8 protein-coding genes and 2 tRNA genes are annotated in these 12993 nt (G+C 62.3%); 7 read left to right on the forward strand and 3 right to left on the reverse strand.

From position 1 onward, the window contains the following. Window positions 1-8 precede the first annotated feature (8 nt). Both AB5Y70_RS14765 and AB5Y70_RS14770 read left to right on the forward strand, forming a co-directional pair. Window positions 9-84, forward strand: a tRNA-Lys gene (locus AB5Y70_RS14765). Window positions 85-103: 19 nt separating this feature from the next. After that, a tRNA-Val gene (locus tag AB5Y70_RS14770) sits at window positions 104-179 on the forward strand. Between the two features lie 47 nt (window positions 180-226). Here the strand turns inward: AB5Y70_RS14770 and AB5Y70_RS14775 are convergent. Beyond that, complete coding sequence (locus AB5Y70_RS14775) at window positions 227-2332, reverse strand: methyl-accepting chemotaxis protein (protein WP_049635940.1); 2106 nt, start codon at window positions 2330-2332, stop codon at window positions 227-229. Between the two features lie 142 nt (window positions 2333-2474). Here AB5Y70_RS14775 and nadA point away from each other — a divergent pair, with 142 nt between their 5' ends. Then, window positions 2475-3548, forward strand: coding sequence for a quinolinate synthase NadA (gene nadA / locus AB5Y70_RS14780; protein ID WP_010672880.1), 1074 nt, complete (start codon window positions 2475-2477; stop codon window positions 3546-3548). A 70-nt stretch (window positions 3549-3618) separates the two neighbouring features. Here the strand turns inward: nadA and AB5Y70_RS14785 are convergent, their stop codons facing one another. Both AB5Y70_RS14785 and gap read right to left on the reverse strand, forming a co-directional pair. After that, window positions 3619-4479, reverse strand: coding sequence for a D-hexose-6-phosphate mutarotase (locus AB5Y70_RS14785; protein WP_049635939.1), 861 nt, complete (start codon window positions 4477-4479; stop codon window positions 3619-3621). Window positions 4480-4584: 105 nt separating this feature from the next. Next, entirely contained in the window at window positions 4585-5580 is a 996-nt protein-coding gene (gap, locus tag AB5Y70_RS14790) for a type I glyceraldehyde-3-phosphate dehydrogenase (protein ID WP_010672882.1), read from the reverse strand. A 346-nt stretch (window positions 5581-5926) separates the two neighbouring features. On the opposite strand from gap, the gene malQ reads away from it, so the two are divergent. From malQ to msrB, 4 genes are all read left to right on the forward strand, one after another. Beyond that, complete coding sequence (gene malQ, locus AB5Y70_RS14795) at window positions 5927-8116, forward strand: 4-alpha-glucanotransferase (RefSeq protein ID WP_010672883.1); 2190 nt, start codon at window positions 5927-5929, stop codon at window positions 8114-8116. Between the two features lie 82 nt (window positions 8117-8198). Next, window positions 8199-10376, forward strand: a complete 2178-nt coding sequence (gene glgB, locus AB5Y70_RS14800) for a 1,4-alpha-glucan branching protein GlgB (protein ID WP_049635938.1) — start codon at window positions 8199-8201, stop codon at window positions 10374-10376. After that, complete coding sequence (gene glgX, locus AB5Y70_RS14805; protein WP_049635937.1) at window positions 10376-12514, forward strand: glycogen debranching protein GlgX; 2139 nt, start codon at window positions 10376-10378, stop codon at window positions 12512-12514. The genes glgB and glgX overlap by 1 nt, the downstream gene beginning before the upstream one ends. Window positions 12515-12570: 56 nt before the next feature. Continuing rightward, on the forward strand, window positions 12571-12957 hold the full coding sequence (gene msrB, locus AB5Y70_RS14810) for a peptide-methionine (R)-S-oxide reductase MsrB (protein ID WP_049635936.1): 387 nt from the start codon (window positions 12571-12573) through the stop codon (window positions 12955-12957). The last annotated feature ends 36 nt before the right edge of the window (window positions 12958-12993 follow it).

A 12993-nucleotide genomic window follows, 5' to 3' on the forward strand; every position in this document is an offset into this window, starting at 1 on the left:
ATTTCGATGGGTCGTTAGCTCAGTCGGTAGAGCAGTTGACTTTTAATCAATTGGTCGCTGGTTCGAATCCAGCACGACCCACCATCATTTCAGTCATATCCCAGGTCGTTTAGCTCAGCTGGGAGAGCACCTCCCTTACAAGGAGGGGGTCACTGGTTCGAGCCCAGTAACGACCACCATATTGAAAAGCCCGCAGCGATGCGGGCTTTTTCGTTTCCGTCTCCCATCAGGTTCGCAGTCGATCCAGCTCGCTTGCCAGGGTGGTGGCCGCCTGTTCCAGTGCCTCGCTCAGGCGCTGGCTGGCATTGGCCTCTTGTCCCAGGGTGGTGGCGGCGTCACCGATGCGCATCAGGTTCTGGTTGATGGTGTCGCTCACGGCACTCTGCTGCTCGGCGGCGGTCGCCACCTGGCTGATGTGATCATGGATCTGCTGGATCTGGGTGACCACCTGATTGAGTGCCTCGAAGGCCTGCTCCGTGCCTTCAACCGTGCTCACCGAGCGGGCGATCCCCGTGCTCATCAACTGCTGGCTGCTGGTGACCTCGGTTTGCAGGCTGCCGATGAGCTGCCCTATCTCGTCGGTGGATGAGCGGGTCTTGTTGGCCAGCGCCCTCACCTCGTCCGCCACGACGGCAAAACCCCTGCCCATGTCGCCGGCCCGCGCCGCCTCGATGGCTGCGTTGAGGGCCAGCAGATTGGTCTGTTCGGCAATGGCCCGGATCACATCGAGGATGTGGCTGATATTGGTGCTGCGCTGGGCGACCTGGGCGACCGCCTTGTCGGCCTGATGCATGTCCTCGACCAGGGTATGGATCTCGTTGCGGGCCCTGCTCAAGGTCTGCTGGGCCGTGCTGACATGGTGGGTCGCCGCTTCCGACTCCTGCGCCGCCTGTTCCGCATAGCCCGCCACGCTGACTGCCGTGGTGCTCATCTCGTGCATGGCGCTGACCACGCTCTCCAGCTCCAGGCTCTGATCATCCAGGCTGCTGCGCATGGCATCGGCCGTCTGCTTCATGCCCCTGGCCTGCTGATGCACCTGTTGCCCAATCTGCTTGCTGCCCTGCACCATGGCCCTCAGCTTGCCGAGGAAGGCATTGAGATGCCTGCCCAGCTCGATGAGCTCCTGGTGGGTGTCGATACGCATCTGCTGGGTCAGGTCGCCCTCATTGCTGGCGAGGTGGGAGACGTGGCGGCTGATGAGGGAGAGGGGCGCCGTGATGGTCTGGATGAACCAGACAAGCAGGCCCAGGGCCACCAGGGTGATGACAACGATGGCAACCAGCTGCTGCTGCTGGGTAGCCTGCAACAGGCTGCCGAGCTGCTGGCTGATGGTGTTGGCCTGGCTGAGGGCGAGGGCCTTGGGCACCTTGATCATCAGCCACCACTGGTTGTCGGCAGCCTCGATCCGTATGGGCTGCTGCAAGATGAAATCGCTGTCGGTATCGGCGGGGTGTCCATTCGGGGCAACCAGTCCGGCCTCTGTCAGGGGGCGCCCCAGTTTGTCCGAATGGCGGTTGCTGCCGACGATGAAGCCCGCCTTGCTGACCAGGGTGACCTCGGCCTGGTTGTCATAGAGGCTCTTGCCAAGGTGCTCGGCCAGTTGCTGGAAGATGGGCAGGTTCATGTCGACCCCGGTGATCCCGGCAAACTTGCCATCCTTGAGGACGGGCACCGTCAGGCTGGTCATCAGCATCTTCTGGCCAGGGCTTATCTCGTAGAGGTAGGGTTCCATCAGGCAGGGGCGACGAGTCTCGCGACCGCAGAGATACCACTCGCTGTTGCGAATGCCGAATTCATTGCGCGAGGTGTCGAACTTGGCGTCACTGGTGGCGGCATCTATGGTCTGCTGCGCGATGTTTCCGTTCTGTTCCCGGGTGAAGTAGACCTCGAGACTGCCCTTGCCGGCAACCGAATGGCTGGCGCCCGTCTGCCAGTCGGCGTCCTGTTCGTCGTAACCGTTGGGTTCGAACTGGGCGTAGATGGAGCTGATCCCGTTTGCCTGGCGCAGGCGGCTGCCAAGCAGAAGCTCCACTTGCGGGCGACTCAGCCGCTGGTCCGGCTGGGCCATGCTTCCTTCAAGCTGCGCCGCCATGCCGAGCGGTATCTGATAGGCCTGCTGCAACTGGTCTTCGATCTGCACGGCATACCGCTCTGCCTGGAATTGCAGGGAACGGGAAACCTCCTGCTCCAGGGCGCCACGGGTCTGCGCCATGATGTCATCGCGCAGGCCGTTCAGCGAGGAGGACTGTATCCATGTCATGGCGACGCCACTGGCGAGAAAAAGTCCCAGCGTGAGCAACAACAACTTGGTCTTGAGCGAACGTTGTTTCATTCGACAACTCCTTTTGGCAAGAATGACAACGATATGGTCGGAGCGGGTCCTGACAGTTGTACTGTACTGGATTTGTTGATGGGTTTGTGCACGGCTTCTGGTTATAATTTTGGCCTTCCCGAGCGTTGATGGAACAGTCGCAATGAGCAATGCACTGAGCAGTATTCCGCCGGTAGTCGAGATGGACTACCCCTTCCCGGCCAAACCACAGCCCCTGACTCCCGAGCAGAAGGCGACCCTGATCGCCGAGATCAAGGTGCTGCTGCAGGCGCGCCAGGCCGTGCTGGTTGCCCATTACTACACGGATCCCGAGATCCAGGCCCTGGCAGAAGCCACCGGTGGCTTCGTGGGTGACTCCCTGGAGATGGCCCGCTTCGGTCGCGACCATGCAGCCCAGACCCTGATCGTGGCCGGTGTGCGCTTCATGGGAGAGACCTCCAAGATCCTGAGCCCCCACAAGCGGGTGCTGATGCCGACGCTGGAGGCCGAGTGCTCTCTTGATCTGGGTTGTCCCATCGACCAGTTCTCCGCCTTCTGCGATGCGCACCCCGATCACATCGTGGTGGTCTATGCCAATACCTCGGCAGCGGTGAAAGCACGGGCCGACTGGGTGGTCACCTCCAGTATTGCACTGGAGATCGTCGAACATCTGGACAGTCAGGGTCACAAGATCATCTGGGGCCCAGACCGCCACCTCGGCGCCTATATCGAGAAGAAGACAGGGGCCGAGATGCTGCGCTGGCAGGGTCACTGCATCGTGCACGACGAGTTCAAGGCCAAGGCGCTGCGCGAGCTCAAGGCCCAGAACCCGGATGCCGCCGTGCTGGTGCACCCGGAGTCCCCGGCCTCCGTCATCGAGCTGGCGGATGCGGTGGGTTCCACCAGCCAGCTCATCAAGGCCGCCAAAGAGCTGCCCCAGCAGAAACTGATCGTGGCGACCGATCGCGGCATCTTCTACAAGATGCAGCAGGCCTGCCCGGAGAAAGAGATGGTGGAGGCGCCCACCGGCGGTGATGGTGCCACCTGCCGTAGCTGCGCCCACTGCCCCTGGATGGCGATGAACGGCCTGGTGGCCATCAAGGAGGCCCTGACCGACGGTGCCGAGCGTCACGAGATCCATGTGGATGAGGCACTGCGTCTCAAAGCGCTTGTCCCGCTCGACCGCATGCTGGATTTCGCCGCGGAGCTCAAGCTCAAGACCCAGGGCAACGCCTGACTGACTCTGATGGCAAGATGCAAAGAGGGCTCCTGCGGGAGCCCTCTTTATTTGTCCGTCATCTGTATCGTCAGATGATGACGGTGGAGAAGCTGTGCTCCTCGTCGGGCTGGACGGTGATCCCGTCCTCGGCGGTGATGGCCGCCTCGACACAGAGCATGGTGCGATAACCGTTGTCACTCATGTCGGCCATGGCGCTGGCCCCTTCCTGCCAGGGGGTCCAGACCACCACGCTGTCGTGGTTGCCGTTGACCACCCGGGTGGTGCGCTCACCATCCTGCACGCTGACCATGGCATCGGGCTGGCGGTAGATGCGATCCATGGCTGCGGTGACGGTCAGCGCTCCCTGTTGCAGTTCGTTTCGGCCGGTCAGCTTGTCCAGATAGGGTTCGCCGAGGCCGGTCACGGTCACCGCTTCCGGCGCACTGATCTGCAGGTAGGTGTGCAGGGCGGCATTGTAGGTGAGCGCTGACTTGCCGGTGTTGCGGGTGGTCAGCACCAGGGAAAGCTCCTTGCCGACCAGTACGTCCAGCTCCAGCTCGAAGGCATGGGGCCAGAGTGTCCTGCTGGCATCGTTGTCACGCAGGGAGAGGTGGACGAGTGTGCCATCCCCGTGATCGGAGACCCCATCCAGCGTCCACAGGCAGTTGCGTGCGAAGCCATGAGCCGGCTTGCCGCTGCCAACGCGAGCGGGGGAGGGGCCGAACCAGGGCCAGCAGAGGGGAATGCCGCCGCGAATGGGCTTGCTGCCATCCAGTATCGCCTTGTCGCTGAGCCAGAGAGAGGCCGGCTCACCATGGCGTTGGTAACGCAGCACATGGGCGCCAAACAGGCTTATCTCGGCCCTGGCGTGCTCATTGTCTATGGTCAGCAGGGGCAGGCCATCCTGGCTCAGGGTGCAGTGGGCAGTCAGCGTACGTGTCGGTGTCATAAAGGCTCCAGTGCTCGGGGACATTCAGAAAGGGTCCGTGATTCAGAATACAAAAAGGCGGCCATTGGCCGCCTTTTTTCAAGCTACGCGATTGCGCATCCCAAATTACTTGGAGATGTGAGCGATCAGGTCCAGAACCTTGCTGGAGTAGCCCATTTCGTTGTCGTACCAGGAGACGACTTTCACGAAGGTCTTGTTCAGCTGGATACCAGCCTTGGCATCGAACACGGAAGTCTGACGCTCACCCAGGAAGTCGGTGGAAACCACTTCGTCTTCGGTGTAGCCCAGCACGCCCTTCATGGCGCCTTCGGAGGCAGCCTTCATGGCCTGGCAGATTTCAGCGTAGGACGCTTCTTTCTTCAGGTTGACGGTCAGGTCAACAACGGACACGTCCGGAGTCGGAACGCGGAAGGCCATGCCGGTCAGCTTGCCGTTCAGTTCCGGGATGACCACGCCAACAGCCTTGGCAGCACCGGTAGAGGACGGGATGATGTTCTGAGCCGCACCGCGGCCACCGCGCCAGTCTTTGGCAGACGGACCATCAACGGTCTTCTGGGTAGCAGTGGTAGCGTGAACGGTGGTCATCAGGCCGGATTCGATACCGAAGGTATCGTTCAGAACCTTGGCGATGGGGGCCAGGCAGTTGGTGGTGCAGGAAGCGTTGGAAACGATGTCCTGGCCAGCGTAGGAATCCTGGTTGACGCCCATGACGAACATCGGGGTAGCGTCTTTGGACGGACCGGTCAGTACGACTTTCTTGGCACCGGCAGCGATGTGCTTGCGAGCGGTTTCGTCGGTCAGGAACAGACCGGTTGCTTCGGCAACAACGTCAACACCGATTTCGCCCCATTTCAGGTTGGCCGGGTCACGTTCAGCGGTAACACGTACGGTTTTGCCGTTGACGATCAGGTTGCCGTCTTTGACTTCAACAGTGCCCTTGAAGCGACCGTGAGTGGAGTCGTACTTCAGCATGTAAGCCATGTAGTCAACGTCGATCAGGTCGTTGATACCAACCACTTCGATGTCAGCACGCTCAGCGGCCAGACGGAAAACGAAACGACCGATACGGCCAAAACCGTTAATACCTACTTTGATAGTCATAATTGGTTACCTAACTGTTCAGTAGTCAAAGAAAATTCCGTTTGTAAATTTACTAGAACTCCCTCGCGAGTCAACCAACAATCTGCGCGAAATTGCGCTATATCATGAAAAACTGTGAAATTTATTTTCGGTTTATGTAACTGGCTACCAACTTTTGTTGAATGCATCATCAGCAAAGTCGGTGGCAGAGAACAACAATAGTGCCTGCCCGGTCACACATCCAGCCGGGGAGATATGTAAAAATGTGCGCGGTTTAGCATGGCCAAAGAGCCACTGTTCAAGTACCAACCATAAAAATTAATCACAAAATAGCGTAGACAGAATCCACAGCGGGAATTCTCAAACTATGACCACCCTGATTGAACAGCTGGCTGCCGCCAAAGGCATTGCCAGTGAGTATGTTGATGCCTGGGGCCAGCCGGCCCTGGTATCGGAAGAGAGCAAGGCCGCCATGCTGGGCGCCATGGGCTACCGCGTCGACGACGAGGCCGCCCTGTCCGAACAGCTTGAGCAGGAGCACCGCCAGCACTGGCTGCGCGCGCTGGATCCCGTGATGGTGGTACGCAGCGGCGACGCCGTTACTCTTGAGGTTCGCCTCCCCATCGAATTCGTCAACGATGCCCTCACCTGGCAGCTCCAGCAGGAGCAGGGTGCAGTGCTGTCCGGTCAACTCACCCCCATCGAGGGTGAGCTGGTCGGGGTGGCCGAGTTCGAAGAGATGGAGTGCCAGGCCTATCGCGTCACCCTGGATGTGCAGCCTGCGCTGGGTTATCACCAGCTCATCCTGCTGGAAGAGGGCAATGACGAGCCGCTGGCCACCATGCGTCTCATCGTCGCCCCCAAGTCCTGCTACAAGCAGGCGCCCATCGCCAATGGTCGCAAGGTGTGGGGCCCGAGCGTCCAGCTCTACTGCCTGCGCAGCCGCCACAACTGGGGCATCGGCGATTTCAGCGATCTCGGCCAGCTGGTTGAGAATGCCGCCGCCTGGGGAGCCCACTTCGTCGGTCTCAACCCCATCCACGCCCTCTATCCGGCGAACCCGGAGAGTGCCAGCCCCTACAGCCCCTCTTCCCGTCGCTGGCTCAACGTCGCCTATATCGACGTGGAAGCGGTGCCCGAATTCCTGGGCAACGATCGCCTGAAAGCGGAAGTGGCGAGCCCGGCCTTCCAGCAGCACCTCACCTCCCTGCGGGTCAAGGACAATGTGGATTACACCGGCGTCATCCAGACCAAGATCGGGATGCTGCGTCAGGTGTTCGACCAGGCCAGCTTCAGCGCCGAGCGTCAGGCTGCGTTCGATGCCTTTGTGGCTGCAGGCGGTGACAGCCTGCAACAGCAGGCAGCGTTTGACGCCCTGCAGGCCCACTTCTATGCCAAGGGCGAGAATGCCTGGGGCTGGCCGGTCTGGCCCGAGGCGCTGCGCGATTACCACAACCCCGAAGTGGCGGCCTGGATGGCCGAGCACCAACAGGATGTGGCCTTCTATCTCTATCTGCAGTTCCTGGCTGACGAGCAGCTGGCCCGGGCCGATGCCCGCGCCAAGGCCGCCGGCATGGTGATGGGGATCTACCGGGATCTGGCGGTCGGCGTCTCCGAAGGTTCCACCGAGATCTGGGCAAACCGGGATCTCTACTGCCCGAAAGCCTCGGTCGGTGCGCCGCCCGACATTCTAGGCCCCCTCGGCCAGAACTGGGGCCTGCCCCCCATGAACCCGAACCAGCTGTTCGAGGCCGCCTACCAGCCCATGGTGGATCTGTTCCGTGCCAACATGCGCTCCTGCGGCGCCCTGCGCATCGACCACGTGATGGCCTTGCTGCGCCTGTGGTGGGTGCCGCCCGGAGAGTCGGCCGCCAAGGGGGCCTACATCTATTACCCGGTGAACGATCTGCTGGGGATCCTGGCCCTAGAGTCTCATCGCAACCAGTGCCTGCTGATCGGCGAGGATCTCGGTACCGTGCCGGAGGGGATCGACGTGACCCTGAAAGAGAACGGCGTCCACTCCTACAAGGTGTTCTTCTTCGAGCGTTCCAAGGACGATGGTGGCTTCATCTCCCCGGCGCACTACGCCGAGCAGGCGATGTCCGCCCTGACCACCCACGACATGCCGACCCTCAAGGGCTTCTGGCACTGCGACGATCTGGCGCTGGGACGCGAACTGGGCCTGTACCCGGATGAAGACGTACTCAAGACCCTGTATGCTGATCGCCACCAGGCCAAGCAGCGGATCCTTGACAGCCTGCATGCTCATGGGGTCATCTCTGGCAATATCAGTCACGACGTGAACTGGGTCGGCATGAATACCGAGCTCAACCACGGTCTGCAACTGCACATGTCCCGCGGCAGCTGTGCCCTGTTCAGCACCCAGCTCGAAGACTGGCTGGAGATGGACAAGCCGGTCAACGTGCCGGGTACCAGCTACGAGTACCCCAACTGGCGTCGCAAGCTCTCCCGGGATCTGGAGGATATCTTCGCCGACGAGGCGCTCAAGAATCTGGCGGGCAAGATGAGCCGGGCCCGTGACGAGGCCAGCCGTTGAGCCTTGAACGCCAACATGTGACTCACTTTCATCCGCTTCGGCTTCGGCCGAAGCGGATGTTCAGCCATCAAAGGAAATGTCGATGCCCGTTGAACGTTTGGTTGCCGCCCGCTGTGCCGATCCCTTCTCCCATCTAGGCCTGCTGGCCAATCCGGATGGGCCAGGCCTGAAACTCACCGCCTGGTTGCCCGATGCACTCGAGGTCCGGGTCAGGGATCTCAAGTCAGGCAAGATAGTTGCCACCCTGACCGCCGCTGACGAAGCGGGCCTCTTTGAAACTGTTTTCACCCGCCGCAAGAATCCCTTCCCCTACCAGCTCATCGCGACCTACGCCGACGCCAGTGCCGACATCATCGACCCCTATCAGTTCCAGGCTGCCGCCTGGGAAGGGTTGGCGGAACTCACCTGGCAACCGGAAAACCTCTACCACACCCTCGGCGCCCAGTTGCGCACCGTGACGCACCTCGGCCAGCAGGTGGAAGGGGTCCGTTTTGCGGTCTATGCGCCGAGCGCCACGGCGGTGAGCCTCATCGGCGATTTCAACTTCTGGGATGGCCGCCGTCACCCCATGCAGCGCAGCCAGTGCGGCCACTGGGTGCTGTTCGTGCCGGGGCTCAAGGCCGGGGATCGCTACAAGTTCGAACTGAAGGACCCGGCGGGCAATCGCCTGCCCCACAAGAGCGACCCGGTGGGCTTCTACAGCGAGCAGTACCCCTCGTTCGCCTCCGTGGTCTATGACCATGGCCAGTACCAGTGGCAGGACGCCGCCTGGCGCGAGAGTCAGCTCAATGACAAGCGCGAGCAGCCCCTTTCCATCTACGAGCTGCACGTGGGTTCCTGGAAGCGTCACTCCAACGGCGACAGCCTGAGCTGGCGCGAGCTGGCGGTGGAACTGGTGGATTACATCAAGGAGATGGAGTACACCCACATCGAGCTGCTGCCGGTCTCCGAGCACCCCTTCAGCGGCTCCTGGGGCTACCAGCCGGTGGGCATGTTCTCCCCCACCAGTCGCTACGGCACGGCCGACGATTTCAAATACTTCGTGGATCAGTGCCACCAGGCGGGGATCGGCGTGATTCTGGATTGGGTGCCCGCCCACTTCCCGTCCGATGCCCACGGCCTGGCCCGCTTCGACGGCACGCCGCTCTACGAGTACGAGGATCCGCGCCGTGGCTGGCACCCGGACTGGAACTCCTACATCTATGACTTCGGTCGCGACACCGTGCGCCAGTTCCTGGTGGCCAGCGCCCTGTTCTGGCTCGACAAGTTCCACATCGACGGCCTGCGGGTAGATGCGGTCGCCTCCATGCTCTATCTGGATTACTCCCGCAACGCCGGTGAGTGGGTGCCCAACGTCGATGGCGGCAACCACAACTACGAGGCGATCAGCCTCTTGAAGTGGACCAACGAGGAGGTGTACGGCAAGTACCCCCACGCCATGACCATCGCCGAGGAGTCCACCGCCTTTGCCGGGGTCTCCCGTCCCACCTTCCTCGGTGGCCTGGGGTTTGGCTTCAAGTGGAATATGGGCTGGATGCACGACACCCTCAGCTACATGCAAAAAGAGCCCATTCACCGTCGCTACCACCACAACGACATGACCTTCTCCATGGTGTACCACTATGACGAGAACTTCATTCTGTCCCTCTCCCACGACGAGGTGGTCCACGGCAAGCACTCCCTGCTCTACAAGATGCCGGGGGACGAATGGCAGCAGGCCGCCAACCTGCGCGCCTACATGGGCTTCATGTATGCCCACCCCGGCAAGAAGCTCAACTTCATGGGCACCGAGATCGCCCAGAGCAACGAGTGGAATCATGATGCCCAGCTGCCCTGGCACCTGTTGCAGTACCCCAGGCACGGCGGCCAGCAGCGGCTGATCCGGGATCTCAACCACCTCTATCGTCATGAACCTGCCTTGTATCAGGCGGATTATGAACAGGCCGGTTTCCGCTGGCTGGATCACCAGGACGCGGACAACAGCATCTTCGCCTGGCTGCGGGCCGACAAGCTGGGGGCCCATCCGCTGGTGGTGGCCTGCAACTTCACCCCGGTGCCGCGCATCGGTTACCGTCTCGGGGTGCCGGCTGCCGGTCGCTATCGGGTGGTGCTCAACACCGACAGCGAGCATTACTGGGGCAGCAACTATGATGTGGGTCTGGTCTTCGTCGCCGAGGCGACCCCCTGGCAGGGGATGGCACACAGCCTGGTGCTGGACTTGCCGCCGCTCGCGACCTTGTTCATCAAACAGGAGTCCTGATGTTTGAAATGGAAAACGGGGTAGATCACCCGCTTGGCGCCCGTCTGGACGAGACGGGCTGCCACTTCTGTGTCTGGGCTCCCCAATCGGACAAGGTGGAGCTCTGCCTGTTCGACGACGAGGAGCAGGAGCTGGCGCGTCTCCCCTTGCCCGGTCGGCGCGGCCAGTACTGGTTCGGCCACGTGCGCGGGGTCAAGGCTGGTCAGCGCTATGGCTACCGGGTGCATGGCTCTCCCCAGGAGGGGTTGCTGTTCGACCCGGACAAGCTGCTGATAGACCCCTATGCCCGGGCGCTCAGCCGTCCTACCTACTGGGACGACGCCCTCTACGAGGGGGACAGCGCGGCCATGGTGGGCAAGTCGGTGGTGGTGGACGATGCCTTCGACTGGCAGGGGGTCGGCAAGCCCGGCATCCCGCCGGAGCGGGTCGTGCTCTACGAGACCCACGTCAAAGGGTTCACCCGCCAGCACCCCGGCATCCCCAAGGCGTTGCAGGGCACCTATCTGGGCATCAGCCACCCGCTGATGATCGAGCATCTGCAGGGGCTGGGGGTGACCTCGGTCCAGCTGATGCCGGTGGCGGCCTTCATGTCCGAGCCCAGGCTCGAGCAGCTGGGGCTCACCAACTACTGGGGCTACAACCCCATCGCCTTCTTCGCGCCCGAACCGCGCTACGGGGCGAAGGATGCGGTGACCGAGTTCAAGACCATGGTGCGCGAGCTGCACCGGGCGGGACTCGAGGTGATCCTGGATGTGGTCTACAACCACACCGCGGAGTCGGGCTTCGACGGCCCCATGCTCTCCCTCAAGGGGTTTGACAACGCGGGCTACTACGCCTTCGAGTCGGGTGCCCACGGTCTGGATTACCATCGCCACGCCAACGTCACCGGCTGCGGCAACAGCGTCAATCTGGATCACCCCAACACCCTGCGGCTGGTGCTCGATGCCCTGCGCTACTGGGTCACCGAGATGCAGGTGGACGGTTTCCGCTTCGATCTGGCGGTCACCCTGGCGCGGGAAGCGGGGGAGTTCGATCCCATGAGCGCCTTCTTCAAGGCCATGATGGCGGATCCCGTGCTGGCGCGGGTCAGGCTCATCGCCGAACCCTGGGACATCGGCCCCTTCGGCTATCGTCTCGGCCAGTTTCCGAGCCAGTGGCTGGAGATCAACGATCGTTACCGCGACACGGTGCGCGCCTTCTGGCGCGGGGATGCGGGCAAGATGGGGGATTTTGCCACCCGTCTGGTGGGCTCGCGGGATCTCTTCCCGAAGAACTGGCGCTCCCCCCACACCAGCGTCAACTACCTCTGCTATCACGACGGCTTCACCCTCGAGGACCTGGTCTCCTACAACCAGCGCCACAACCAGGCCAACGGCGAGGACAACCGGGACGGCCACGGCAACAACCTCTCCAGCAACCACGGGGTGGAGGGGCCGACCCTGGACCCGCGCATCAACAACCTGCGCCAGCAGCAGAAGCGCAACCTCATCGCCACCCTGCTGCTGTCACAGGGGACGCCCCACTTTCTGGCCGGGGACGAGATGGGCCGCAGCCAGCTCGGCAACAACAACGCCTACTGTCAGGACAACCAGATAAGCTGGGTGAACTGGCAACTGCGCCCGGAGGACGAGCGGCTGCTCGCCTTCACCCGCCAGATGATGGCGCTGCGGGCGGAGTCCGGGGTCTTCTCCAACCTGCAACTGAGCGACGACGGCTGGAACGGCAAGGCGACCAGCTGTCACCAGGTGAACTGGTATCACCCGGACGGCCATCAGCTCACCGATCAGGACTGGCACGCCCCCATGGGGCAGGCGTTTGCCATGGACATCGGCATGATTGGCTGCTCCGGGGAGCGCTGGTACGTGCTGTTCAACGCCAGCGACTATGACATCCAGTTCCGCCTGCCGCCGCCGGGGGAGGGCATGGAGTGGATCCAGACCATCGACACCGCCACCAACGACGGCCTGCCCTTCCTGCCGGACGACATCAAGCGGCAGGTGGCGGTGGGGCGTGCCCACTCCCTCAAGCTGCTGGAGCGGGTCGCCCTGCCGGCGGCGGTGCTGGCGAGCGAAGGGGTGGTGGCAGCGGATGTTGTCGCCGTGTTGCCAACGGGATCACAGTTCCCGCTGGCGGGGTAGAGCCAGGCGCCCTGACTGGGTATGCTGGGCACCGTTATCAGTGGTGAGGAGCCGGAATGAGCAGTAACAACCCTGAACAGTGGCGCGACAAGCTGAGTGCAGAGCAGTTCCACATCTGCTGGGAGAAAGGGACCGAGCGTCCCTACAGCGGTGCCCTGCTGCACAACCGCAAGAGCGGCGATTACCACTGCGTCTGCTGCAAGCAGGTGCTGTTCCACTCAGCAGCCAAGTTCGACGCGGGCTGCGGCTGGCCCTCGTTCGACCGGGCCATCGAGGGGACGGTGACCTACACCGAGGACAACAGCCACGGCATGAAGCGGGTGGAGATCACCTGCAGCCAGTGCGGCTCCCACCTCGGCCACGTCTTTCCCGACGGGCCGACCGAGACCGGCCAGCGCTACTGCGTCAACAGCCTGAGCCTGGATTTCGAGCCCGACGCCTGATCCCCGACACGACCAGCGGCGCCTCCCTTCGGAGGC

This window comes from Aeromonas sp. s1(2024) (assembly GCF_040908005.1).
In the GTDB taxonomy this organism is placed as follows: domain Bacteria; phylum Pseudomonadota; class Gammaproteobacteria; order Enterobacterales; family Aeromonadaceae; genus Aeromonas; species Aeromonas caviae.